Annotated in this window: 20 protein-coding genes and 5 pseudogenes; 10 read left to right on the top strand and 15 right to left on the bottom strand. The window is 41.0% G+C overall.

The genetic code is table 11. The features are described from left to right. Positions 1-25: 25 nt before the first annotated feature. Positions 26-343 (bottom strand): divalent-cation tolerance protein CutA, encoded by a 318-nt coding sequence (gene cutA / locus PN838_RS11025; RefSeq protein ID WP_215961808.1) that lies wholly within the window; start codon positions 341-343, stop codon positions 26-28. Positions 344-550: 207 nt separating this feature from the next. Here cutA and PN838_RS11030 point away from each other — a divergent pair, with 207 nt between their 5' ends. From PN838_RS11030 to groL, 10 genes and pseudogenes are all read left to right on the top strand, one after another. Then, a complete protein-coding gene (locus PN838_RS11030) occupies positions 551-964 on the top strand; it encodes an FxsA family protein (RefSeq protein WP_272180687.1) in 414 nt (137 codons plus the stop codon). A gap of 232 nt (positions 965-1,196) precedes the next feature. After that, the gene (locus PN838_RS11035) at positions 1,197-1,433 is read left to right on the top strand and encodes a helix-turn-helix domain-containing protein (protein ID WP_272180688.1); all 237 of its coding nucleotides are present in this window, start codon (positions 1,197-1,199) and stop codon (positions 1,431-1,433) included. An 850-nt stretch (positions 1,434-2,283) separates the two neighbouring features. Next, positions 2,284-3,309, top strand: a pseudogene (locus PN838_RS11040) (HD domain-containing phosphohydrolase). A gap of 386 nt (positions 3,310-3,695) precedes the next feature. Next, positions 3,696-5,420 (top strand): CHASE domain-containing protein, encoded by a 1,725-nt coding sequence (locus PN838_RS11045; RefSeq protein WP_272180689.1) that lies wholly within the window; start codon positions 3,696-3,698, stop codon positions 5,418-5,420. Between the two features lie 41 nt (positions 5,421-5,461). Then, entirely contained in the window at positions 5,462-6,478 is a 1,017-nt protein-coding gene (locus PN838_RS11050) for a PAS domain-containing protein (protein ID WP_272180690.1), read from the top strand. 13 nt (positions 6,479-6,491) lie between these two features. Beyond that, positions 6,492-7,031 (top strand): PAS domain-containing protein, encoded by a 540-nt coding sequence (locus tag PN838_RS11055; RefSeq protein WP_272180691.1) that lies wholly within the window; start codon positions 6,492-6,494, stop codon positions 7,029-7,031. Positions 7,032-7,134: 103 nt separating this feature from the next. Then, positions 7,135-9,066 (top strand): PAS domain-containing hybrid sensor histidine kinase/response regulator, encoded by a 1,932-nt coding sequence (locus PN838_RS11060; RefSeq protein WP_272180692.1) that lies wholly within the window; start codon positions 7,135-7,137, stop codon positions 9,064-9,066. Next, the gene (locus PN838_RS11065) at positions 9,033-10,130 is read left to right on the top strand and encodes a response regulator (RefSeq protein ID WP_272180693.1); all 1,098 of its coding nucleotides are present in this window, start codon (positions 9,033-9,035) and stop codon (positions 10,128-10,130) included. Before PN838_RS11060 ends, PN838_RS11065 begins: the two co-directional genes overlap by 34 nt. A 321-nt stretch (positions 10,131-10,451) precedes the next feature. Continuing rightward, entirely contained in the window at positions 10,452-10,742 is a 291-nt protein-coding gene (locus tag PN838_RS11070) for a co-chaperone GroES (protein ID WP_215961813.1), read from the top strand. Positions 10,743-10,772: 30 nt separating this feature from the next. Beyond that, positions 10,773-12,421 (top strand): annotated as a pseudogene (gene groL / locus PN838_RS11075) (chaperonin GroEL). 76 nt (positions 12,422-12,497) lie between these two features. Here groL and PN838_RS11080 read toward each other — a convergent pair. The 14 genes and pseudogenes from PN838_RS11080 to PN838_RS11150 form a co-directional block, all read right to left on the bottom strand. Then, on the bottom strand, positions 12,498-12,719 hold the full coding sequence (locus PN838_RS11080; protein ID WP_272180694.1) for a hypothetical protein: 222 nt from the start codon (positions 12,717-12,719) through the stop codon (positions 12,498-12,500). 27 nt (positions 12,720-12,746) lie between these two features. Next, positions 12,747-13,724, bottom strand: coding sequence for an MFS transporter (locus tag PN838_RS11085; RefSeq protein WP_272180695.1), 978 nt, complete (start codon positions 13,722-13,724; stop codon positions 12,747-12,749). Further along, positions 13,717-15,564: a serine hydrolase domain-containing protein gene (locus PN838_RS11090; RefSeq protein ID WP_272180696.1), complete on the bottom strand. Its 1,848-nt coding sequence runs from the start codon at positions 15,562-15,564 to the stop codon at positions 13,717-13,719. The genes PN838_RS11085 and PN838_RS11090 overlap by 8 nt, the downstream gene beginning before the upstream one ends. Continuing rightward, positions 15,555-16,714 (bottom strand): annotated as a pseudogene (locus tag PN838_RS27280) (sulfotransferase family protein). The gene PN838_RS11090 and the pseudogene PN838_RS27280 overlap by 10 nt, the downstream one beginning before the upstream one ends. Positions 16,715-16,742: 28 nt before the next feature. Then, on the bottom strand, positions 16,743-17,087 hold the full coding sequence (locus tag PN838_RS11105; RefSeq protein ID WP_272180699.1) for a tetratricopeptide repeat protein: 345 nt from the start codon (positions 17,085-17,087) through the stop codon (positions 16,743-16,745). After that, positions 17,063-17,248, bottom strand: coding sequence for a hypothetical protein (locus PN838_RS11110; RefSeq protein WP_272180700.1), 186 nt, complete (start codon positions 17,246-17,248; stop codon positions 17,063-17,065). Before PN838_RS11110 ends, PN838_RS11105 begins: the two co-directional genes overlap by 25 nt. 105 nt (positions 17,249-17,353) lie before the next feature. Beyond that, entirely contained in the window at positions 17,354-19,822 is a 2,469-nt protein-coding gene (locus PN838_RS11115; RefSeq protein WP_272180701.1) for a TonB-dependent receptor, read from the bottom strand. A 168-nt stretch (positions 19,823-19,990) separates the two neighbouring features. Next, positions 19,991-20,341, bottom strand: coding sequence for a nitrilase-related carbon-nitrogen hydrolase (locus tag PN838_RS11120; protein WP_272180702.1), 351 nt, complete (start codon positions 20,339-20,341; stop codon positions 19,991-19,993). Next, entirely contained in the window at positions 20,299-20,592 is a 294-nt protein-coding gene (locus tag PN838_RS11125) for a carbon-nitrogen hydrolase family protein (protein WP_272180703.1), read from the bottom strand. The genes PN838_RS11120 and PN838_RS11125 overlap by 43 nt, the downstream gene beginning before the upstream one ends. Then, the gene (locus tag PN838_RS11130) at positions 20,565-20,792 is read right to left on the bottom strand and encodes a hypothetical protein (RefSeq protein ID WP_272180704.1); all 228 of its coding nucleotides are present in this window, start codon (positions 20,790-20,792) and stop codon (positions 20,565-20,567) included. Before PN838_RS11130 ends, PN838_RS11125 begins: the two co-directional genes overlap by 28 nt. Before the next feature lie 147 nt (positions 20,793-20,939). Further along, positions 20,940-22,241, bottom strand: a complete 1,302-nt coding sequence (locus tag PN838_RS11135; protein WP_272180705.1) for an aminotransferase-like domain-containing protein — start codon at positions 22,239-22,241, stop codon at positions 20,940-20,942. 232 nt (positions 22,242-22,473) lie between these two features. Continuing rightward, positions 22,474-22,749 (bottom strand): GntR family transcriptional regulator, encoded by a 276-nt coding sequence (locus PN838_RS11140; RefSeq protein ID WP_272180706.1) that lies wholly within the window; start codon positions 22,747-22,749, stop codon positions 22,474-22,476. 121 nt (positions 22,750-22,870) lie between these two features. Beyond that, positions 22,871-24,153 (bottom strand): annotated as a pseudogene (gene gabT / locus PN838_RS11145) (4-aminobutyrate--2-oxoglutarate transaminase). Positions 24,154-24,192: 39 nt separating this feature from the next. Next, a pseudogene (locus PN838_RS11150) lies at positions 24,193-25,645 on the bottom strand (NAD-dependent succinate-semialdehyde dehydrogenase). Positions 25,646-25,699 lie beyond the last annotated feature (54 nt).

Genomic DNA, 25,699 nt, shown 5'->3' on the forward strand with positions numbered 1-25,699 from the left:
ATCAAACTATTGATAATATTCAACTTTACATCTCACTTGTATTTTGTTCTAACCACTCTAGGTAGGACTTACTGCCAGTATCGAAGTTCAAAACGATATATTCGGGCACATCATAGGGATGATGCTCTACCAATATAGACTCGATTTTTGCAACATTTCTTTCAACTGTCTTAATAATTAATTGAGTTTCTTGTGATTGTTCCATTTTGCCTTGCCATTTATAAATGGACACAATTGATGGAATTATATTAACGCACGCGGCTAAATTAGATTCGACAAGTATCTCAGCAAGTTGATGAGCTGTCGGAAGATCTGGGCAGGTAGTTAAGGCAAGTTTAAACATGCAAGGATCCTAAAAACACATTCAGTTACACACAACTGCGTTACAATACTTGATATAACAGGTAATGTCCCATATTAACGTAATACTATTCGGTAAAATTGGTCATAAAACTTTAGGACGCGTAATGCCTTTATTTGTTATTTTTATTGTAATTCCACTCATTGAACTAATGTTATTGCTCGAAGTTGGATCGATGATAGGCAGCGGATGGACTTTTTCATCATAATTTTGACTGCAATTATCGGAACCCGATTGGTTAAGCAGCAGGGTTTATCTACGTGGCAGAATATCCAGCAACAATTAGCCCAAGGTCAACTTCCTGCCAAAGCCATATTTGATGGCGTATGTATTCTTGTTTCTGGTGTATTACTAATCACCCTAGGCTTTATGACGGATATATTTGGACTATTATTGCTAACCCCATTATTTCGTACTTTAGTTTATTTAAAGGTTGGTTCTCGCGTTCAAGTCGTGGGTGGCGCAACCGGCGGTCAGCCATTCGGGCCGTCGTTTGGGCAAACGCCAGACTTTGCACAAAACGACAATAACAAAACTGTAGATGATGAAAACAGCTCTAAGCGCCCTACAACAATTGACGGTGAATACATTAGAAAAGATTAATTTAAGTATTCAACTATTTGAATTTCAAAAGCTATTAAACGAGCTTGTTTAATGGCTTTTATTACGGTTTCCACCAATTTAATAAACCGAATTACTTTATACTATTATCTGAAAGCTTAGTTTGCCCATTCTTCAAGTTTCTTCGTTTTAAACGCCACTTTTTTGGAATCGATAGATAAAATCAAATTTATCCTAAAATGGGATATACACTTTGCTCTTTTACATTTAGCGGATGAGCAAAATATGGGATCCTAAACGTCAGCAATTGAGACAATATTTAAAGCAACTCAGAGATGAGTCTGGTTTAACTCAAGGAAAATTGGCGGAAAAACTAAACAAACCACAAAGCTACGTTTCTAAATATGAAAGTGGCGAGCGCAACCTCGACTTTGTCGAGACCATAGAAATTTGTGAAGCGTGTGGTGCCTATAACATAGAAACTTTAGTCAATATCGTATCTGACAAGTGATACTCGTTATGCTAACTCGCTACTAATTAGAAGAAACACCTCCGGATAAAACTTACCAAATTGCATACAAAGTTAATTACGCCCATTCAAGTCACAATAATACTCAACAGCTTCATCCTTGTTTATGGTGTTTTCAACACAAAAACAGGCCATTATTTAAACCCTGTTTATTTAAAGTAAAATTAAATTCACCTATAAATATCACAGCAAAGCTAAACCTATTACTGAGTAAGTATTTTTTATGTTATTGGTTGATTTATCGCAATTTTGTTCTAATTTTAATTGTAATGTTGGGGTAATTTGCAAAGGCTGTAAATTTAACATGAGATTGTATGCAATCTGCAAAATAGAGGCTGATTCTAACTCCGGAATAATAATTTATATTTGTCAGGTACTTGCAATCTAATATTCCCAAAACGGTAACATAACTTACACATTAGATAATATTAATTGGTACGCAAAGCACCGATTATGGATGCTAAATTGGCAGGCGCATATCCATTCTGTGCCGAAATAAATCTTTAGTGCTGTTGTGTTGAAGTGCTGTTGTGTTGAAGTGCTGTTGTGTTGAAGTGCTGTTGTGTTGAAGTGCTGTTGTGTTGAAGTGTTGAAGTGTTGAATGACACTATTAAATGACACTATGGTTAAGCATTGATAAACCTGCCGACTTTATTTTTGAATGAATACAGCCAGACAAATATATTTTTAACGCCGTGGCGCGAACCAGGTTGTGGTTTTAAAAGAAGGTATAAGCAAAAAGTTAGAGTTTGGCGCTGCGCGCATTTACAAAAAACAAATTAATGTTGTACGACAATGTTAACTGGTCGATATTTATTTTAAAGGAAGAAAAATGAGTGACGAAGCCAAAGCAACAATTTTAATTGTTGATGACACCCCTGAAAATATTGATGTTTTGTCTGGCATATTAAAGCAAGACTATAAAATTAAGGCGGCACTAAATGGCTACCTTAGCGCTAAAAATTGCATTTTCTGAGCATAAACCAGACTTAATTCTATTGGACATTATGATGCCTGAAATGGATGGCTATGATGTGTGTCGTCAATTGAAGAGCCATCCCGAAACTTCACAAATTCCAATTATTTTTGTTTCCGCTAAATCCGATGTACATGATGAACAAATGGGGTTTGAATTAGGTGCGGTAGATTACTTATCTAAGCCCGTTAGTCCGCCCATTGTGATTGCTCGAATAAAAACACACCTTTCACTCTACGACCAATCACGATTACTTGAAAAGCTCGTTCAAGACAGAACCAAAGAATTGAATGATACAAGAGTCGAAATTATCAGAAGACTAGGCCGGGCGGCTGAGTTTAAAGATAATGAAACAGGCATGCATGTAATTCGCATGAGTTTATTTACAAAAATTCTAGCAAAAAACTTGGTAAACCTGATGATTGGTGTGAACTCATTTATAACGCCGCACCGATGCATGACATCGGAAAAATAGGGATCCCGGACCGCGTTTTACTCAAACCTAGTAGGTTAAATCCAGAAGAATGGGAAATAATGAAAAAACATTCCGAATATGGGGCCGATATTATTGGCGAGCACCCATCTCCTTTACTGCAACTCGCTAAAGAAATTGCGATGTCACATCATGAAAAATGGGATGGCACCGGCTACCCAAAAGGGTTAAGTAAAGAAGAAATTCCGCTCGCGTCGCGCATAATTGCGGTGGCAGATGTATTTGATGCGTTAACAAGTGTTAGGCCCTATAAAGAGGCATGGTCTGAACAAAGGGCCATTGACTTTATGACTAAAGAGTCAGGTCGTCATTTTGATCCTAATTTAATGGCGCTATTTATAGAATGTTTGCCACAAATAAGAGATATTCAACGTCACTATACGGACTAGATAATTAGCTAAATTCAAAAAGGAATTTTTTATGCATACAGACAACAAGCAATTACTCAAATTGCTGAGATATGTTTGTATAAGTAGCGCATATGTACTGCTTGTTATCGGGCTTATTGTGATTTACGGGTGGCACTCTCAGAATGCAATATTAGTGCAAATCCCCCTTCTTTTACTGCAATGCAATATGACACTGCCTTTGGTTTTCTATTAGCAGGCACCGGACTCTTCAGCGTTGTGTTACAAAAACAAATTCTCGGCCGAATAGCGGGTACCATACTTGTAATTTTAGGTACTACTGTTTTATCCCAATACTTTTTTGAGTTTCAGTTAAAAATCGACCACTTGTTTGTAAATTATCCCCCGGAAAAGATACGTTTCAGAACATGTCAATGTCAGTGAATACAGCGATTTGTTTTACTTTAGCAGGCGTTGCCATGTTATGTCTTTCTACCCGTAAATTTGAAAACCTAGTACTTGCAATTACCCCAATGATAATGGCTGTAGCCCTTTTGTCGTTAATCGGGTATGTATTTGATATCGACTCAAGTCTGGTTTTTGGAAACTACGCTACCATGGCGATTCATACATCTCTCGGTATGGCTGTCCTTGCTATCGGTTTATATTTCAAAGCCATTATTAATGTAACTAAGACAAATACACTTCCCATCCAATGGTTAATCCTACCAGTGGCTATCATAGGCTTCACTGTGACTCTGGGGTTGAGTTTTGCCATGCACGTTACCGCAGGTGTCTCAATTGCAGACGGCAAATTGCTCTCTGCAACCTACGCCACTGAAGCAACTCTGGTTTTTGGGGTCAGTTTAACGAGTATGCTTATTTACGTCCTTTATTCAAAAGTTCGATTACAAACATCCCGAGCGAGCCGAATTACAATATATGCCACACTTTATTTGGGCTCTCTATTGGCATTTTCAATTTTCCAGTACTCAAGTCAAATGCAACAAAAGGACATTGTAAAAGATTTTAATGCAAGATCAGAAAAGCTCATTCGAACATTAGAACTATCCATGTTTCCATATGTGGAGACCTTGTATAATATCCAAACCGGCTTTCATGCCTCTGAACAAATAACTCGGGGGCAATTCAAACAAATCGTTCAACGTTCAATTGATAAATACCCCGGCATTGCTGGCTTAGAATGGTTGCCTAAGATCACAAAAGAAAACCGTCAAATGAGTCAATCAAAAGCGCTTGCTGACGGCCTAGAAGCGTTTACGATTTTTTCTATGGACGGCGATAAAAAATTGCCAGTTGTAGGTCATGGTCCATTTTTCCCTGTTTATTATGCAGAACCATTTACCCAAAACTTACCAGCGATTGGCTTTGACGCAACATCAATCCCCCATGTAAAAGATGCATTTGAGAAAGCACTCATTACCGATTCAGTTACCATGTCTAATCGTATTTCGTTAATAAAAACAAATGCTAGTGGTCTGTTACTCGCCCTACCTGTTTACGCAAATGAGTTACCTCGTATCACACCAGAACAACGTAAAGCCGCATTGAAAGGTTATGCGTTAGCCGCAATCGACGTAAAAGTTATGATTGAGTCCACATTGGAAAAGTACTCTGAGTCAGGCGATAGCCATATAATCTTTGGAGATGCAGACAACCATAACGAGATTCTTTATACCCATCAATCACATTCACCAAATGCCATTAAACTAGAAGAATTAGACGTTCAAAAAGGCCTCAACTATACCGCGACACCAGTGATTGCTGGAAAAAACTGGAAAATTGATATCATAGCCGCAGACCAAAATAGATACTCAGTTAGAACCACAGAAATTTTGGCCTTACCGGTTTCTATCGGCATATTAACTTTGTTATTTACCTTTGTTTTAGCAAACTCACAGCGAAAATTTGCAGAAAGTGAACGACTATTTAAATACCAAACCGCGCTGTTAGACGCCATTCCAAACCCAGTAGTTGTTAAAGACAAAAAATTGAATATTAAAGCGGTAAACAGCGCCTTTACTCAATATTTTGGATTAACCACTTCAGATATTGTTGGCAAAAATTTATATGACACAAATTTTTTACCTAAAGAAATAAAGAAAACCTTTTTGAGGAAGACAGTCAGCTAATTAAAACCGGGGGCTCAAGCAACAGTGAGATCCAGATTGAATTGCCAAATGGCAAAGTAAGCGACATCTTTTATCAAAGGACGACGTACGTAATTGATGGTCAAATTGACGGTATAATTAGTGTCGCGGTTGACGTTACCGAACAAGCTAATCACCGCCGACAAACTGAAGCAATTTTAGACGCTATCCCTAACCCTATTGTTGTTAAAGACAAAGACCTAAATATACGCCTGACCAACAAAGCATTTGAGAAAGCGTTTGGTCTAAATATGGACGAAGACGACTTAGTTAAGGCAGAAATTACTTCTTTAAGAAACGAACTTAGTCAGCGATTTTTAGAAGAAGACAAATTTATTATTAAAAATGGTGGTTCGAGTAAAAATGAGCTAAACATTAAATTGGCCGATGGACGCTACCATGACTTGTTGTACCAACGCACATCATTTAACTTAAACAACAACGACACTGGGATAATTGGCGTCGTTATCGACATGACTGAATTATCAAGGGAAAAACGACAAACAGATTCAATATTTAGCAATCTAACCGACGGTGTTGGCTTATTAAATCGAAGTGGATTTGTTAAAACCAATCCGGCCTTATTAAATTTGTTTGGTTTTGAAGATGAATATGACCTCATTGGCTTGACGGCTACGTCACCCGAACTGTCACCTGAATTTCAATTAGACGGCACTCCCTCTGCCGATTTGGCGGCGAAGAAAATTGAACGGGTTTTCGCAACACAAACTCAGCAAACGTTTGAATGGTTACACGCGAAAAATGCCCGTGTACCACATAATTGGACTTCAGAAACAACGTTAATTCCAGTTGAACATGACGGCTTACCTGCCATTATTTGTATTGTAAGAGATATAGAGCAACAAAAAAGAGCACAACTCGAACTGCAGAAAAGTCAAAACGTATTAAATCGCAGTCAGAGCTTAGCTAAAATTGGTGGCTGGGAATTCTCGAAACTGACAAATTCATTTTTTGGTCTGACGAAGTTTATAAAATCCACGAAGTTGAACCTCAAACGAAGAAACCTGGATCTCCGATAGTACAGACTGCTATATGGAAAACCGAGAATTATTACTCAACTCTTTTTATGCCTGTCTTGAATCTGGAACGCCCTACGACATTACAAGTAAATTTAAAACATTCAAAGGCAATATTATCTGGATCCGAACCACTGGCGAACCTGTCTTAGAGGGTGAGAACATTATTGGTGTTGCCGGTAACTTTGCAGATATTACCGCAGCAAAAATGGCTGAAATTGAGTTGGAAAACAGTCAACATTTGATAAAAGAGTTTTTGGACAACTTACCTGCGGTTGCCTATTTCAAAGATATTGATGGTAATTATCAACTTGTTAATAAAAGATGGTCCCTCTTAGTAGGTGTTTCTCAAGAGTCCGCGATTGGCAATAATGACCAATCTATTTGGCCCAACAAAGTTATTGCCAAAGACGTAATGGACAATGATCAAGACGTGCTGTCAAAAGGTCAGTCTATTGCCTTTGAAGAATCGGTTGAACAACCTGACGGACAATTCAATCGTTATATGAGTTACAAGTTTCCCTCAAAGACGCAACTGGCAATGTCATCGGATTAGGTGGTGTATCAGTCGATATCACCACACTTAAAAACGCTCAAAAAGCCCTCAATAGTAGTGAAGTTCAACTGCAACTTGCGCTTGAAGGTGCCAATGCAGGTTTGTGGGATTGGGACGCTACCAACGAAACCTTTTTACCAGTGATATTTGGTCTGAAATGCTAGGCTACAAAAAACAAGACTTAGTCAAACTTTACAGCGACCAGTATGAGCGCTGGGCAGAACTCATTCACCCTGAGGACATTGAAGAAACGTTCAGTCAGCTGAAAAGCCACATTGCAGGTCGCACAGATAAATTTGAGTCTGAGTATAGAATAAAAACAAAATCAGGCGAATGGAAATGGATGTTGGCCATAGGTAAGGCTTTTGAACGCAACGAAAAAGGCATCGCCACTCGTGTATTGGGGATACAACTAGATATTAATACAAGTAAATCATTACAGTACGAATTAACAAAACAACAGGAACAGCTCAAAGCATTATTTACTGCGCTTCCTGTCGGTGTCGTCATGATTTCGCCATCTGGCGAAATAGTTGAAGCGAATGCGATCTCCGAAGATATTTTAGGGATTACTGCTGACGAAAATAAAGCAACTGAGTTGGCTTCAAAATCATGGAAGATCGTCGATTCAAACAACCAAATAATGCATGTTGAAGATTATCCAGCATCAATAGCACTAGCAACAGGCAAAATTGTAAAAAATGTTGAGATGGGAGTGCATCGCCCGCAGGGGGATCTGGTATGGATAAGTACAAGCGCTGCGCCACTTGGCAACAATGCTTGTGATGGAGTAGCGGTTGCTTTCGAAGATATTACCTCGAGTAAATCAGCGCAAAATGACATTATTCGAGCCAAAGAAATTGCTGAAGAAGCAACACAGGCCAAATCTAATTTCTTAGCAAATATGTCCCACGAAATTAGAACTCCAATGAATGCCATTATTGGAATGAGTCATTTAGCATTGCAAACCGACTTAACCAGAAAACAACGCAACTATATTGCTAAAGCTCACCGAAGCGCAGAGTCACTGCTTGGAATAATAAACGACATTTTAGATTTTTCTAAAATTGAAGCACACAAACTTGATATTGAATGGATTGAATTCAGACTCGAAGACGTAATGGAAAACCTCGCCAATTTAGTTGGACTGAAAGCGGAAGAAAAATCCCTTGAATTCCATTTTGATGTTGAACCTGCAGTACCCAATGCGCTTATAGGAGACCCACTTCGTTTATGCCAAATTTTAGTTAACCTCGGTAATAATGCCGTAAAATTTACTCCTGAAGGCGGTGAAATTGTCATCCGTATTAATGTGGATGCTGTTACCGAACGTGAAGTTAAGCTGCATTTTTGCGTAGAAGATTCTGGAATTGGCATGAGTTTAGAACAGCAAGCAAATCTGTTTAAATCGTTTAATCAGGCTGATAGCTCTACAACGCGACAATATGGCGGTTCAGGCCTTGGATTAACTATTTCTAAAAAGCTCACAGAAATGATGGATGGTGAAATTTGGGCTGTTAGTGAAATTGAAAAAGGCAGCATGTTCCATTTTACAGCCGTTTTGGGCGTACAAATGAATGCCAAGGAAAACGGTAAATTAAGCGAAGCTCAGCTCGGTCCACTTAAGATACTCGTCGTAGATGACAACCGCACATCGCAGGAAGTCTTCAAAAAAATGCTTGGTAACTTAGGCTTTAGAGTCAATATTGCCAATAGCGGCCCAGAGGCAATTGAACATTTAATAAAGACAGACTCTACCGACCCCTATGAACTGGTTATTATGGACTGGAAAATGCCAGATATGGACGGTTTCGAGACCATTGATATCATCCAAAACTCAGGAAAAATAAAGTACTCACCAACATTTATTATGGTTACCGCACATGGTATTGATGAAGCGACTTATACAGGAAGAAAACTCGATATAAGCGCTTATCTAACAAAACCGGTCACAGCCTCTAGCATGTTAGATTCCATCTTTGTCGCAATGGGCAAAAAGTCATGTCTGACCGACAATCACAAATCGGCAAGTTAAATGCTCACAGTGCAATCGAAAAATTAAAAGGCGCTAATATACTAGTTGTTGAAGATAACGAAATAAATCAAGAACTTGCTAAAGAGTTATTAAAAACCAATGGGATTAACGTGGTATTAGCAGAAAATGGTCAAGTGGCGTTGGATAAACTCGACAGTATTCCGTTTGACGGCATTCTGATGGACTGTCAAATGCCCGTGATGGACGGTTATACCGCGACCCAAAAAATAAGAAAAATTGAAAAGTATCGAAACATTCCTATTATCGCGATGACAGCAGATACCATGGCTGGCGATCGCGATAAAGTGATCAATATTGGAATGAATGACTATCTTGCTAAACCAATCGATGTCGATAACATGTTTAGCACAATGGCTAAATGGATAACGCCCGCGGTTAATCAAACAGCAAAGCAATTGTTCAAAACTCCAACATCTGTTTTTGAAATACCAAAGATGGCAAATTTAAATACGCAAAAAGGATTAGCCATTACGCAAAATAATCCACAGTTATACGTAAAACTATTAACTCGCTTTGTGAATTCATATGAGCCATTTGCAACGAACCTGCAGGAAAGTGTTACTAATCATCCAAATGGCATTCCGATGTGGGCTCATACCCTAAAAGGATCAGCGAGTAATATTGGCGCTACCACTTTGCAAAATTCGGCGGCCCGATTAGAGACCGAAAGTTTAGATAATGCCCCTATCGAAAAATTAAGCGACGCGTTTCAACAAGTCGACCATGACTTAGGAATGCTTTTAGAAGAGTTAAAACAATTTTTAATCGAAAAATTAAAATTACAACATGAGCTTGCGTCGCCAAAAACTGAACAACCCATCGATGTTAACTGGATTACTGAACAACTTGACCGTTTACTGGAATTCATAGATGACTATGACACCGACGCGTCTAAGGTAATAGATAAGCTCGATCCTGTGCTAACAGGTAGCCTATACCATTGGCAACAACAACGCATTGCTGAAGCGATTAACATTTACGACTTTGATGCTGCAAAAGAAATCGCGCTAGCATTTAAATCAGAATTAAACACTAACGATTAATTTGTAAAACCGAATAATGCTTAGGTTATTCGGAGTTATTTCAAAAACACAGGCCATTGCGTGTCGGCTATATTACTGACAACTCTGAAACAAGAAATAAAAGTTCTGCCTACATATTTAAAGAAAACTTAAACCACATTCTATAAATCGATAATTAAATAGAATAAAAAGTGCGACTATCATTCCGAATTATTTCTATTTTTTTCGCTTCTAGCCCTTGGGTTCTGAGATAACACCCTTATATATTTTGCCAACTCAAAGTCTTAAAATTTTTGTCGACATCAGTCGGCCTAATACAACAAATGTTTGGAGAAAAAACCAATGAGCATTCGTCCTTTACATGACCGTTTAATCGTTAAACGTGATGAACAAGAAACTAAGTCAGCTGGCGGTATCGTTTTGACTGGTTCTGCTGCGGAAAAATCAACTCGCGGTAAAGTCATTGCAGTTGGCAATGGTCGCATTTTGGAAAATGGTGATGTTCGCGCTTTAGACGTTAAAGTTGGCGATACTGTTATCTTCAATGATGGCTACGGCATCAAAACTGAAAAGTTAGACGGTGAAGAAATTTTGATTATGTCTGAATCAGACATCTTGGCAATTGTAGAATAATCTTAGAACAAATTTAGTAGGTAATTAGACATGGCAGCAAAAGACGTAAAATTCGGAAATAGCGCACGTACAAAAATGTTAGCGGGCGTAAACGTTCTTGCAGACGCAGTAAAAGTAACTTTAGGTCCTAAAGGCCGTAACGTTGTTTTAGACAAAGCATTTGGTGGCCCAGCGATCACTAAAGATGGTGTTTCTGTTGCAAAAGAAATCGAACTTGAAGACAAGTTTGAAAACATGGGCGCACAGATGGTTAAAGAAGTTGCTTCTAAAGCCAATGATGAAGCCGGTGACGGAACAACTACAGCAACGGTTCTTGCGCAAGCAATTATCACTGAAGGCATTAAAGCTGTTGCAGCCGATATGAACCCTATGGATGTTAAGCGCGGTATCGACAAAGCGGTTAAAGCGGCAATCGAAGAACTTAAAGCATTATCGGTTCCATGTGCAGATAGCAAAGCAATTGCACAAGTAGGCACTATCTCTGCAAACTCAGATGCTGAAATTGGTAACATCATCGCTGACGCAATGGAAAAAGTGGGTAAAGAAGGCGTAATCACTGTTGAAGAAGGTCAATCATTAGAAACTGAACTTGACGTTGTTGAAGGTATGCAGTTTGACCGCGGTTACTTATCTCCTTACTTCATGACAAACCAAGAAAGTGGCACGGTAGAATTAGAATCTCCGTTCATTTTGTTAGTTGATAAAAAAATCTCAAACATCCGTGAATTACTTCCAACGTTAGAAGCAGTAGCAAAAGGTGGCAAGCCACTACTTATTATTGCTGAAGACGTTGAAGGCGAAGCATTAGCAACACTTGTTGTTAACAACATGCGCGGAATTGTTAAAGTTGCAGCGGTTAAGGCTCCTAGCTTTGGTGACCGTCGCAAAGCGATGTTACAAGACATTGCAATCTTAACTGGCGGTACTGTTATCTCTGAAGAAATCGGTATGGATCTTGAAAAAGTTCAACTTGAAGATCTAGGTACAGCAAAACGTGTTGTTATCACTAAAGATGACACAACGGTAATCGACGGTGCTGGCGAGCAAGCTAATATCGACGGTCGTGTTGCTCAAATCAAAGCTCAAGTTGAAGAATCAACTTCTGACTACGATAAAGAAAAACTTCAAGAACGTTTAGCTAAACTTTCTGGTGGTGTTGCGGTAATTAAAGTTGGCGCAGCAACTGAAGTAGAAATGAAAGAGAAAAAGACCGTGTTGACGACGCATTACACGCGACTCGCGCTGCAGTTCAAGAAGGTATTGTTGCCGGTGGTGGTACTGCATTAGTTCGTGTAGCGGCTAAACTTGTTGACCTAATAGGCGACAACGAAGACCAAACTCACGGTATCAAGATTGCCCTTCGTGCGATGGAAGCACCGCTTCGTCAAATCGCGTACAACTCAGGTGACGAAGCCTCTGTTGTTGTTAACAAGGTTAAAGAAGGCGAAGGAAACTTCGGTTACAATGCGGCTAACAGCACATACAGTGACCTAGTTGCAGAAGGTATCCTTGACCCAACTAAAGTAACACGTCTTGCGCTACAGTTTGCTGCATCAGTTGCGGGTCTTATGATCACAACAGAAGCTATGGTAACTGACGCACCTCAAGACTCATCTGCACCTGCAATGCCTGATATGGGCGGCATGGGCGGTATGGGTGGAATGGGCGGCATGATGTAGTCTGTCGGGCCTTTTGCTCTAACAAAAAACCGCTAGCCTTGGCTTAGCGGTTTTTTTGTATATGTCATTAGATAATTCATTTACGGCAAGGATTATGTTTTTTATCTAACAATCTTGCTGGTTTAAACACGACGATAGCACAGGCTATAAGGCCAACGGCTGCTAGATTTATGACTCCGGCATAATTCTCATTAACAATCACTAACGCCACCACCATTGGGCCACTAGCTAGTCCCATTTTTGACGCAAATCCGCCCATCGCAGCATACTGCCCCGCTTTATCAAATTCGGCACACATGCCAAATAAGTAAGGTAAAACAAATGCTCAGGTGATCCCTATGATGAAATTCATCACAGAATACATCTGTGGAATTTCGCTGTAATGCAACATCCAGCTGCACACGGCGGTGATAATAATGCCAAATAACAGTGGGTATGCTCGGCCCAATTTAGTGCCAATTACCATCACAGCTAATGCACCAACAAGCGCAATCCAGCTAGCCATACCAAGGGCTGGGCTCATGAAATCGAGCGTTAAGCCTTCAACTTTGCCAATTCCGATCATATAAGCAAACAGCCCCATATTTGCACCTTGAAAGAGGAAAATACCAAAAAGCGTTAAAAACAATGGGACTCGTTTGATGACCTGCTCTGCTTGTCGCTTCTTATCTTCATTTGTCACCGGATAATCGGTTAAAAATGGCAACATACAAAGCGAGACAAATGTAAACGCTACCAACGAATAAAACAGTGCGCCAACCCCAAATAGTGGTACTAAATTTGGAATAAACATTAAACCTAATCCACCGAGCCCCCATTGAATAAACAGCAAATAACCAAAGGTTTTGTCCGGTTCGGTTGTTCTTGAAATAATGCCAAAACCAATACCAACCAATAATCCGCCAGTGAGCCCATGGAGTGCACGGATAAGTACCATTATTGTAGGGTCAGCAATATGTACGCTAATTAAATCGATAACTAATATTGCCGCTAATAAAATATAAGCCCACGTTCTCCAGTTAATTTTTTTAATGATGAATACCGCGGCTAACGCACCTAAAGACGCCCCGTACAAATTGGCAGAACTAACAAAACCAGCTTGTTGTGTGGTAAATCCTAACCCTTCTTTTAAGCCAGAAACCACTGCTGGCATGATATTGATATAAAAAATACCGGCGGTTGTTAAAAACGCTAAAAACACTCTGGCCCAAATTCCATTAGGCTCGACTTTAAATGTTCGAAGGCTCGTTTGTAGCTCAGGATCTTGCTTGCCGGTTTCGACGGCTTGAGTTTGATCAATCATGTTTTGTCCTTTTAGAGCAAATTGCTTGGCGAGTGTGTAACTCAGTAATAGCGAGACTCCAGTCGTAAATACCACTGTCGCTAAAATAAAAATATTGGATCGTGGGACTGACTAAAACAACGGAAATACCGCCATATCCAGACAAGTAAGGTAACCAATGTGGTTCTGCACAATCAGTATGAGTTGCTATGTTTTGCTTCCAAAAGCTCTGGTCATAACGGGTACTAGCAAAATTGGTTAAACTCCCATGGTCAGTTGATGCTGGATGAAATAATTCTGCAGCAACATTAGCCAAATACCGAGTTACTTTAAATACGTCATCGCGGGTAAAAAACAACCCGAAACCGACAAAAGGTTGCTGTTCTTTGTCACTTGTCCGCCGTGTTTCATAGGCAACAGGGCTTAATCTTAGTTTGGGCCACAGATCATGACCAAATACGTATTTAAACAGGTCCGTTTGAGGCCCCTTCATTCCCCTAACAAATTGATTTAAGGCCGTCCCCAACAAATAAGTATCTGAGGTGTGGTAAACAAATTTAGTACCGGGTTGAGACTTGCGTGTAAACTGCTGACAAGCGTATTTTATTTTTGAAACATGGCTGCTTGCCGCGAAAAACTGCTGGCTATGTTCTGCCGCCTCATCTGCCGTTGAGTAACCGGAGTCGTAATTACCAGTCGTCATATTGAGTAAATCTAAAAATGTGACATCTTGCCATTGAGGTAAATCACATTGCGGCACCCAATCGCTGACTTTTTGATGATAAAGCTGCGGGTATTCTCGCTGCAACAAATACATACTTAGGCCACCAAAAATGGTTTTGGCGGTCGAATAAGATGGCATAACGAGCTCTTCACAAAATGGATATGGCCCGGCTCGGGTTTGGCACTGCGAAACATAATATTGGCCATTAAATGCCAAGCCGTACATCGTCATGTCAGTGGGTTTGATCAATTTTGTTAAGCTCAGTTTTGCCATATCTAACTGCGACAAGTTTTTTTCAGCAATCGGTAATTGGCTTATTGCTTCAACTGGAAATTTATTTTGTTGTTGATTAACGTAGCGAACGACTGCTTTTTGCTGGACGCTTGTGAGCACTGTAGTCAACTGACTTTCCACTAATTCCTGCTGTTTATTTTGTGTAACAGCTTGTTTAGCTTTTTGTTTAATCTTTTGATTAATCTTTTGTTTAATCTTTTGTTTAATCTTTTGTTTAACTGCGCCAACACCCCACATATCGACTTTATAATACAGGCAAGTCTCACTGCTAATTTGATAATAAAACTGCGAGGCGGTAGTGCCCGATTGCTTCGGGTTTATAACAAAAGTTAATATCCCGTTGTGAACACAATTTTGATTCTTCTCTACCAAATTAAATGGCATAACCACTTGGAATAGATTGCCTTGATCATCTGTTCGCCAAACATCTCCAACGCCTAAAATATAATCCCAATGAGGATGAGTGGTGAGTTGTAACGATTGTGCAATTGGGATGATTTTGTGGTTTAAGGTAACAAAATCAAACTCGATTTCAGGTAACAAAACACGCTGGTTTGTAAAGTCATTGGCGCGGGTTTTAAGTTCAAATTTGTAGCTGTCGCTTTGTTCGGTCAATACAAGATGACTTCGATTTTTGTCACTGGCTAATTTAACTTGGCCCGTTAGTGTAGGGTTAAAACTTTGCTTGATGGCCTTAGGCCAAAGGTCAAAATTAATAGGTTTGTGTATGTCCAAATCGCTGGTGCGAATTAACTGCTCAGGGGTAGGTACAGAGCTCATTGCCGATAACGTCACCGACACTAGGGTTAGCAGAAATAGCGTAAACCATTTAACTAATCGCACGTGATACCTGCACTAATCAACCTTGCCTTTAACGCGGCTAATTCAGTTTCATAATGACGCCATTTGGCAACTGAGCTTTTGTGGATAGCCTGACGTACCTGACTCGAACTTGCAGTATTAACCGCGGAATGATTATTTTGCACGTCTATATATTGGGCTTGCCAGTCGATTTGGCAGAAATCAAACACGGCTTTCCCTATTGATTGGGGTGTTTGCACCAAATCTTCGTAGGCAATATTCAGCATCGATAATCCAGGCAATGTTTGCCAATGAGCCATGAGGTCTTGATAGGCGACAAAGTAGTCGGCGAGTTCTTGTTGGTCGTAGGAAAACGGATACGCTTGCTGGAATAGCGTTTTATAAACTGCATAACAGGTGTCCATTGGATCACGAGTCATATGAATGATTCTGGCATTCGGAAGTGCTTTTTAATTAAACCAACATAAAGAAAATTAAATGGCAACTTGTCGATTACATACTCTACTATTGGCGTGTTTTTGTCATCGGGAATATGCTGTTTTAGTGCGTCGAGATAACGACTGCCTAAAACTTCAAAATCAATTTTACTACTGCTGCGAATAAAGTCCCGTTTTGACTTTATATCACCAGCAAACTGTTTTGTTGTTTGCTCGGTTAAGAGTCTCGTAAAGTCACTCAATTCTCCGGCGGCGTACACATTTGGCGCGGCAGATAGAACTCGTTCCAGTAAAGTTGACCCTGTTCTGGGCATGCCCAAAATAAAAATAGGGATGATCTGCTTTTCCCCAACCGTTGAAGCGTTTTGTTTAAACTCTCTGTGCGGTTCTGACCGCAAGTCTTTATCTTTAATTTGTCCGGCCAACCACCACGGGGTGTTAAACGTTGTTTTTATATGAGTGATGACATCGAGGTCTTGCTGAACATGGTATTCAAGATGCTGACGTCTAATCTTTGCGCCTTTTGCTAAATGCTTAAAAGCGGTTGAGTATTGCGCTAAGTCTTCATAGCTTTTGGCCAATGCAAAATTAACCTGAACTTCATGTCTCGGCGACAAACTCGTAGTTAATAACAACTGCAAAGCCGATATATGATTCATCTCGTTTGTTTGTTTGGCTAAATCGACAAGTAAACAATGGGCATCAATGTCATTACCGTTAAGTTGTATCGCCATTAGCAGTGAAGCTTGCGCCTGAATAAGCTCACCACAATGACGTAAAACGGTCGCCAAGGCTATAATGATGTTCGTTATTTGACGGGTCTAATTGAATCGCTCGCTTATATTGAGCCACCGCCAATTCAGGTTTATTCAATTGCGAATAAAATAAGCCGAGTTGATTACACTCTTTCGCAGACAAATTTGAGTTACCGGATAGCGTGTCTAAAACCGTTAATGCCCGATTTTTTTGCGATGTCATTAATAACAGATTTAATACAGAAAATTGCCACTGATGTATATGAGGGGCTAATTCACAAGCGTTGACTAAACACTCGATTGCTGCAGAAAATTGCTTTTGCTGCGCTAAGACCTTACCATTAAAAAACACGCTTCGGCATGATCGGGGAATTGTTGTGACAACATTTTTGCAATTTGAGTTGCCTCTAACGGTTTTTGCTTTCGCAAATATTGCCAACCTAAATCAAGTAAGCTGTCGACGGAATTTCCCGCCAAACCTTCAAGCTCGTTATGTGTGTTTTGTTCAACCATAATTTCCAATCAAGCTAAATGTAACCATTTTATTCGTATTATTTTATTTGGTTTTATTAAAGCATAAAGCCATACCTATGTATGGCTCTATGTTTAATCAGACGATTAGAACTGATAAGAAACTGACGCTCCAATCGTTTGCGGGCGAGCGATAAAATCCTTTTGGTTATTACCGTAGAAGTTTTCAAAAACTCCTGTATCGGTACTTAAATAACTGTCTGGGTAACTGCCCGTTACGCCTTCTTCATTACCAAGGTTTTTGATGTAAAGCGAGAGTCCCCAGTCGTCTTTGATAAAGTTAACCGAAGCGTTCCAAATTGAAAACCCGTCAAACTCAGCATAAATCGCACTGGTTGGAACGACGGAGTTTGTCGACTCTGACTGGTAATAGCCCGACAAGCGACTCGTCATTTCAATGTCATTGGTAATCTCGGTGGTATGACTAATATTGAACGACAACACATGTTCGGCTACGCCCGGTAGTTGCTGTCCGGCTTCTGCGGTAACCGACAGACTCTGTGGTTGGATCAAATCATCAGTTAATTCAGCCTTGGTAAAAGCATAACCCACGCGCATGGTAATATCGTCTGTAAGTGCCACACTTGACTCAAGTTCCAGACCCGATGTCTCCGCCGCAATACCATTTTGAGCCATGAAAAATGCCCACCATGCGGTGCCAGTATTCAGTTGTGGATCATCCCATTTAACCATATAAACGTCGGCTGAATAGGTGAACCCGCGGGCAAAACCTTTAACGCCCACTTCATAGTTTTTCACTGTATCTTTACCATAGGTTTCGACCGACTCTGGATTGAGTTCAGCAAAAGGTCCATCAGTTGGTATTGCGTTCGACCCACCGCGACGGAACCCTTCAGAATAAGTGGCGTAGACCATATTATTATCATTAATGTCATACGATAAATTGAGTTTAACTAATACATCACTTTCTTCCTGTGTCGGGAATGGCACAGATTCAATTTCTCGCGCTTGACCATAATAGGCGTCAATTGCGGTGTTGTTTTTCAGTGTATTATCAAACCAACGTGCCCCTACCGTAGCCCTAAAGTCATCACTAAATTTGTAGGTCAGTTCGCCATAAATCGCTAGATCTTCAAATGTTTCGTGGCGAATATACGTTAAATCTTTATCCGTTGGCGCACCAACCCACCAGCGCGGAGCGCCACTGGCATTCACATCCGCAGCGCCATAATATTCAATACCCCGTAAATGACTTAAGTTTGTGGTAACACGCTCTTGGTCCATGTAATACACACCGGCTATCCAGTCTATTTTACTGTTTGGAGCTTCATTGGATACCAATCGAAATTCTTGTACTAATGCTTTATCTTCAAATCCTGCTTCAACATGAGATGCCGGTCTAGGATTGCCGGTATACCACGCATTGTACCAATCTCGTCCGCCAGAAACCCATAAGCTAGTATTGTCGCGCCAGCCTGAACCTTGATGATCATATGAGGATGTATTAGACGTTAATGTGGCAAAACCAAAGTCTGCTTCAATTTCCATACTTGTTAGATTTACATCTCGTTCAGACGGTTCTAATAATGTCGCCCCGTGTTCGTAATCATCATAAACATTGCCGTTATAGTCGGCACCGCGTGTAACAGCTCGGCGACCACCAACTTCATCAGTTTGAAAATGGTGAGTTAATGTCAGTTGCACATCATCCGTAATCGCAATTCCGTAAGCGGCTTTAAAGTAAGTAATATCGACACTGTCTACGTCTTTTTGGCTGTGGTAACACGAGCCATTATTAACAAGTTCACTAGCAGTTAAAGCGCTACTGCTCGCTGAAACACAAGAACCATTATCTGCTTTAACTAACGGTACGCCTTCGTCATCGAGTTGATACAGGTTTGGCATGTCGATAATGCCGTCGTTATTTAACTTTCCAACCACAAATCGTACAGCGGACTTGTCATTGATAGGCATATTAAACATGGCATCCAAGGTCATGTTATTACCGTCGGAACCGTCTGTTTTGCTTAAGTCGAGTTTTAAGCTGCCTTCTGTTATTTCAGGATCTGGCTTATTCATAACATAACGTACCGTGCCACCTAAAGCGCCTGAGCCGTAAAGTGTCCCCTGCGGCCCGCGAAGTACTTCAACACGTTCAATATCTTTTAATAAAAAATTGGCAAATATTGGTGTCGCATCAACATAACTTGAAACGGTAGGCACCGTCGATTGACCCACATCGGCCCCTGAAATACCACTTTCGACATTAATACCACGAATAATCATGCTGTTTGTTGTACCACCATTTCGGTGACCTTTATCAACAATCGTTATGCCCGCAACGTTTCTCAGCAATTCTGCGCTATCTGATATGTTCTGGTCTTCAATATCGCTGCCTAATACCGACGAGATATTAAAAGGCAATTCTTCTTGGGACACTTTACGATGGGTTGCCGTCACTTTGATGCGTTCGATATCGCCTTTTTCGACTTGAGTGTCTGCTTGTTGCTCTACAGCCAAAGACGAAAACGACATTACTAAAGCTGCGCTAACGGCGCTGGTTATAACAGACTTTTTAAACGTTGCATTTTTCATGTTATGGTTCCAAATTTGTTGTTGTTTTATTTTTAACCTGCATTCGAGATTAGACTAGCAAGCGTTGCTAACGGTAGTACCAGTTTTCGCTCATCTATAAGTCCAGTTGTCAAAATCACGAATTATCTGCGTTGTCTTGTATTGGCACAGTCAATGGCCCAAGTGAATCTAGGTAATCTGTATCTTTTTTGTTAATTTACTGAAATTTATAGGGTTATCCCGTAAGCTTTTGAGTGGTTGGCCTAACCCTAACCCGCCCCGAGTTCGAACCCGTTTGACTCGCTCAAAATCAATTTCAATTGGAATAATTTCTTCGCCGATATTGGCTTGATAGATAACATTGCCATCTGGCTCTACGACGATGGACTGCCCTGTGCCGTAGGGTTCCGACGCATTAATACCAAACACATAACATTGGTTCATCACTGCGGTTGACTGCGACATGATTAATTCTAATGGTCTATCAATAGTGCCGGTTAGAGTTGGAAAAATAAGTACGTCTGCACCGTCACAAACCATAGCTCTAGCAACTTCTGGAAACCAAAGATCGTAACAAATTGCAATGCCGATACGCCCCCTGGCACGTCAAAAGTCACTATGTCTGACCCTTCCTTTACACCTGATTCATAAGGTAAAAATGGAAATATCTTACGATAACGTGTGACTATTTCACCGAGGTTATTGATCACCGTTGAGGTATTGTAAATGTCATCACCGTCCTGCTCATACTGAGAACCTGTGATTAACCATACGTTATTGTCTTTGCACAATTTTTGATAATGATGTTCGGCCTGACTGGGGAAACTCGATGCGTATTTTTTTCTGGCCCGTAGGTACAAAGCTCAGTTAAAACAATCATGTCAACCCATGGAAACCGCTTTTTGGTTTTGACTATGTGTTTTGAAATAACATCTAAATTGTCGCCGCTTTCTAATTTTAATTGCAGTCCTGCAATTGAAAAATGACTCATAAATACACTCACGGTTAAATTGACGTAATAACGTAGTTGTTTGTGTATTTAATGTACGTGCTGAATTGCAAGATAGGTTAGTACCAGTTTGAAGTTAGTTATAGGGCCAGTTTAACCAAACTGATAATTGAAGGACAACTGCAACAACTAGGTGATCTCTCCTATAATGTCGAGCTCTCGAACAAAACAATAATTTTGATCAAACCATTTCATCTGTTCTCCGTCTTGAACTACATAAAAACATTTCTCTTCACCGTAACCCCATAAGTCCCATTTACGATAGTATTTACCGCCTTCAATCCACCAGTGACCGCTATCATATTCATCATCTTTGCCGCCGGTATGGCTCAGCATCGTGCCGTCGGCCAACAAATCTATGGTGCAAGGCACACCGTAAACCATCTGACATTCGAGTCGAACATTGGTTAAGGCTTGTTTGAGTTTTTCGCCGGTTAACAGTCGACCTTTAGCGTTAGTTAACTTCTCTTCGAATTCTTCGGTTAGTTGGTGAATTAAATCAGCGAGTTTTTTAACCCCTATTTGAATTCGCTCGTTTGGAATGCTGGTTATGCCCATTCTAAAACAATTTTCAGGGTAATCTGATTTGGCAAAATAACGTTTAACTGGTTCTATTAAAATGCCTTTAGCCGCTGCTTGCTCACGTAAATGTTCGCCGTCTAACTCTTTTGGGCCGGTGATCCAATACGCTGTCCCACCTTGAATGGGTCCAGTATCAACGCAATTAGGTAAATAGATGTTAAGTGCTTCACGCAGGCTTAACCAGCGTTCAAAAAATAACTTGTGGAGTTGCATCATGTACGCATCGTAATAACCTAAAGATAAGAAGTACGCCACAGCACGCTGATTATTTAAAGGGGGATTGCGTAACATTAGTTTACGGAGCTTTTTGAGTTCCAATATTACTGACGCCTCTGCGACTACAAACCCCATTTGTATGCCAGAAGCCAAAACTTTGGATAAACAAGAAATATACACCACTCGATTTTCAGTATCTAAACTTCGTAATGCTGGGTGGGGTTGGCCTAAAAAGTTACTTTCAAATTCAAAGTCGTCTTCGATAATGATTAGGTCTTGTTCCTGCGCTTTTTTAAGCAGCTGATCACGCCGTTCCATCGACATAGTGACACTTGTTGGCGTCTGATGACTTGGCGTGACATAAACCGCATTACACTCATTAAGCGTGTCGTTTACCACCATGCCGTTGTTATCAACGTCTTGGTATCTAAGTGACGCACCGCGTTGCAGCAACAATTCACGCATTTCAGGATAACCCGGTTCTTCAACCGCAACAGTCACTGACTTATCAACAAACAACTCGGCCACTAAGTATAAAGCTTGTTGGGAGCCTACTGTAATTAGAATTTCATCTTTAGACGCTTGAATACCCCGCCGAGGAAGGATTTTGGTTCTGATCTCATCGAGTAACATAGGGTCGTCTTCCCCTGCAATTCAGACCATTGAAAGATCTCTTTGGTGGCATTTGCTTTGTTAGTTGCTTCGCGCCATTCACGAACCGGATATAATGACGAGTCAAATTTTCCGTCAATAAATGGGTAGATATAACTGCGCCAATTAGCAGGGCTAGATGTGGCATTTGTTGTCGCGACCGCCCCTTTGAACTTATGACTATAATTACTTGGGGCAAGTTTGTTATTCGTCGTCAGGATTTTCCCACACGACCTTGTTGCAACGCTTCACTAACGTAAATACCACTGCGCTCGCGGCTGACAATATATCCTTCATCAAGTAACGTTTGATATACCAAAACAACGGTATTACGTGAGACTTCTAACTGCTTTGCTAATACACGAGTCGACGGGAGTTTACTGCCCGCTGAAAACGCACCAATAAGAATGCCTTCCACTAATTTGCGGCGGATCTGACTTTGCAGGCTTTCTTCACTGTCGTGTTCGATGTGTATTAGTCGGCTCAACATGGTCTTTGATCTTCTCCCCGATAAACGGACACGTTAATAAAGTTTGTTATAACTGATTGTCAGTTATAACAAACTTTGTCTAAAACACACAAACATCTCACACATACCTAAACGTTAACTCTTACGATGCCAACTTAGTAAAAAGCTGCTCAAATTTGCTTAAGCCTTCTTCTAGGGTGTTATCGTCTATGGTCAATGCAGGCAAAAATCGGATCACATTGCCGTAAAAACCACAGGCCAATAGTATGAGTCCGGCATCTGCGGCACCGGCGATTATCGCCTGAGTTAAGGCTGTATTAGGCTGTTCAGAATCGCCGTTATCAACAAGCTCTATTGCAATCATGGCACCTTGATTTCGCACTTCTAAAATCAACTTTGGATGCGCTTGTTGTAATGCTGTTAGCCTTTGGTTAAATACCTCGCCAATTTTATTAGCGCGTTCAACTAGGTTCTCTTTGGCAATGATGTCTAATACCGCCAACGCCGCAGCACATGCCACCGGTGAACCACCATATGTACCACCTAAACCACCTTAAGCAATGGCGCATCCATCACGTCGCTTTTGCCAACCACAGCCGCGATTGGAAAACCACCTGCAATACCCTTTGCCATTGTCATTAAGTCGGCTTCAACCCCTGCATGTTCAAAGCTGAACATCTTGCCGGTACGGCCAAAACCGGTTTGAATTTCATCGGCAATTAACATGATCCCATGGTCGTCGCATAACTTTCTAAGGGCCTGTAAAAACTCGGCTGGAGCCGCATAAAAACCACCTTCTCCCTGCACTGGTTCAACAATAATGGCTGCTACATCAGTCGGTGCAATGTCCACCTTAAACAGGTTTTCAATGGCTTTGAGAGACTGTTGAACTGTTACGCCATGCGCCTCCATCGGATAAGGTGCATGGAAAATATCACCGGGAAATGGCCCAAATAGGTTTTTGTAGGGCGTGATTTTACCAGTCAGTGCCATGGTCATATTTGTACGCCCATGGAACCCACCATTAAACGCAATTACACCGCGGCGTTTAGTTTGTGCTCTTGCTATTTTGATGCAATTTTCAACAGCTTCTGCGCCAGTAGAAACAAATATCGCCTTTTTGTCACTGTTACCGGGCGCTAGACTTGTTAATTTTTCGGCTAGCTCAACAGCCACTTCATAAGGATTAACCATGACGCAGGTATGACTAAATTTGTCGACCTGCGCTTTTACCGCGTCAATCACTTTTGGATGACTATGGCCGGTATTACATACCGCAATACCTGTTCCAAAGTCGATGTAACGTTTGCCTTCAACATCCCATACTTCGGAGTTAAGCGCTCGCTCAACGTAAACCGGATATACATTGCCTTGACCGCGGGCGATGACCTTGCTCTTTCTATTTTGTAATTGTTGATTGTTCATTTTATTTACTCTAATTCGTATTGATTAATTACAGATCTATTAACTCAGGCCACCCATGCACAGGTATTTAATTTCTAGATAATCATCTAGCCCATACTTTGAACCTTCACGGCCACTCCCCGATTGTTTTACGCCACCAAAAGGTGCTGCTGCGTTAGAAATAAGACCTTCGTTTATACCGACCATGCCGTATTCAAGACCTTCTGCCACCCGCCAAATTCTACCGATATCTCTGGCATAAAAATAAGAAGCAAGACCGTATTCGGTAGCGTTGGCCATATCGATGACCTCTTGTTCTGTCTCAAAAGTAATAATGGGGGTTATCGGGCCAAATATTTCATTGGCGGCCACGGGCATGTCATTGGTGACCTGAGTCAACACGGTCGGTTGATAGAAATTGTCGCCGGCGGGTGAGCGCACGCCGCCCAATAAGACTTTTGCACCTGCCTTAACTGAATCAAGCACTAACTTGTCGACATCATCTACTGCGTTTTTAGCAATCATAGGGCCAATTACAACCCCTCTTCTACGCCATTGCCAATTTTGAATTGCGCGACGGCTGCGACAAATTTGTCGGTAAATGCCTGCGCAATGTCTTTTTGAACAAAGATACGATTAGTACACACACATGTTTGACCAGCGTTTCGATACTTTGAAACCAAAGCCCCTTGCACCGCCGCGTCGATATCGGCATCGTCAAATACAATAAATGGTGCGTTACCACCGAGTTCCATCGATACTTTTTTAACGCTCGTGGCACATTGTGCAATGAGTTGTTTGCCAACACCGGTAGACCCTGTAAACGTGAACTTAGCGACATCTGGATGTTCAGTGAGCACTTTCCCCATCCCTTTGGCATCTTCGCCGACAACAATATTAAACACTCCACCTGGGATACCGGCACGTTCTGCAAGTTCGGCCATTGCTAACGCCGATAATGGCGTTTGAGTTGCAGGACGCCCAACAAAGTACATCCCGCTGCAAGTGCAGCGGCGGCTTTTCTGGCAATCATCGCATTAGGGAAATTCCAAGGAGTAATAGAGGCCACAACACCAACGGGTTGCTTGATAATAACGATTCGTTTGTCACCCGACGGCGCAGGAATAGTATCGCCATAAACACGCTTGCCTTCTTCTGCGAACCATTCGATAAAAGAGGCGCCGTAGGCAATTTCGCCTTTCGCTTCGGCCAAAGGTTTGCCCTGTTCTAACGTTAAAATTCGAGCCAAATCGTCTTGATGTTCCATCATCAGGTTAAACCAATTTCTTAATAATACGGCTCGTTCTGCCGCCGACTTACTCGACCACGCTTTAAGTGCTGATTTGGCAGATTTAACCGCTAGCTCAGTTTCTATAACCCCCGCATTTGAGACGTTAATGAGCAACTCACCGGTGGCAGGGTTAACAACAGCAAACTCAGTTTCACTGCTGTGCCAGCTGCCATTAATATAAGAATACTGCTTGAGCAGTTGGTTATCGTTTAACTTATTCATTGGTCACTCCGGGTTCGATTATTTGCATCGCTTATCTAATGTTAGCTATTGAAT

The sequence above is a fragment of the Psychrosphaera algicola genome, assembly GCF_028401425.1.
GTDB classification, from domain to species: domain Bacteria; phylum Pseudomonadota; class Gammaproteobacteria; order Enterobacterales; family Alteromonadaceae; genus Psychrosphaera; species Psychrosphaera algicola.

Bases quoted from the DNA above. Each gene is read 5' to 3' on its own strand.
- cutA (WP_215961808.1), bottom strand. From the start codon at position 343: ATGTTTAAACTTGCCTTAACTACCTGCCCAGATCTTCCGACAGCTCAT.
- PN838_RS11030 (WP_272180687.1), top strand. From the start codon at position 551: ATGGACTTTTTCATCATAATTTTGACTGCAATTATCGGAACCCGATTG.
- PN838_RS11035 (WP_272180688.1), top strand. From the start codon at position 1,197: ATGAGCAAAATATGGGATCCTAAACGTCAGCAATTGAGACAATATTTA.
- PN838_RS11045 (WP_272180689.1), top strand. From the start codon at position 3,696: ATGTCAATGTCAGTGAATACAGCGATTTGTTTTACTTTAGCAGGCGTT.
- PN838_RS11055 (WP_272180691.1), top strand. From the start codon at position 6,492: ATGGAAAACCGAGAATTATTACTCAACTCTTTTTATGCCTGTCTTGAA.
- PN838_RS11065 (WP_272180693.1), top strand. From the start codon at position 9,033: ATGTCTGACCGACAATCACAAATCGGCAAGTTAAATGCTCACAGTGCA.
- PN838_RS11070 (WP_215961813.1), top strand. From the start codon at position 10,452: ATGAGCATTCGTCCTTTACATGACCGTTTAATCGTTAAACGTGATGAA.
- PN838_RS11080 (WP_272180694.1), bottom strand. From the start codon at position 12,719: ATGTGTGCCGAATTTGATAAAGCGGGGCAGTATGCTGCGATGGGCGGA.
- PN838_RS11085 (WP_272180695.1), bottom strand. From the start codon at position 13,724: ATGATTGATCAAACTCAAGCCGTCGAAACCGGCAAGCAAGATCCTGAG.
- PN838_RS11110 (WP_272180700.1), bottom strand. From the start codon at position 17,248: ATGGTTGAACAAAACACACATAACGAGCTTGAAGGTTTGGCGGGAAAT.
- PN838_RS11115 (WP_272180701.1), bottom strand. From the start codon at position 19,822: ATGAAAAATGCAACGTTTAAAAAGTCTGTTATAACCAGCGCCGTTAGC.
- PN838_RS11120 (WP_272180702.1), bottom strand. From the start codon at position 20,341: ATGGTTTGTGACGGTGCAGACGTACTTATTTTTCCAACTCTAACCGGC.
- PN838_RS11130 (WP_272180704.1), bottom strand. From the start codon at position 20,792: ATGAGTCATTTTTCAATTGCAGGACTGCAATTAAAATTAGAAAGCGGC.
- PN838_RS11135 (WP_272180705.1), bottom strand. From the start codon at position 22,241: ATGTTACTCGATGAGATCAGAACCAAAATCCTTCCTCGGCGGGGTATT.
- PN838_RS11140 (WP_272180706.1), bottom strand. From the start codon at position 22,749: ATGTTGAGCCGACTAATACACATCGAACACGACAGTGAAGAAAGCCTG.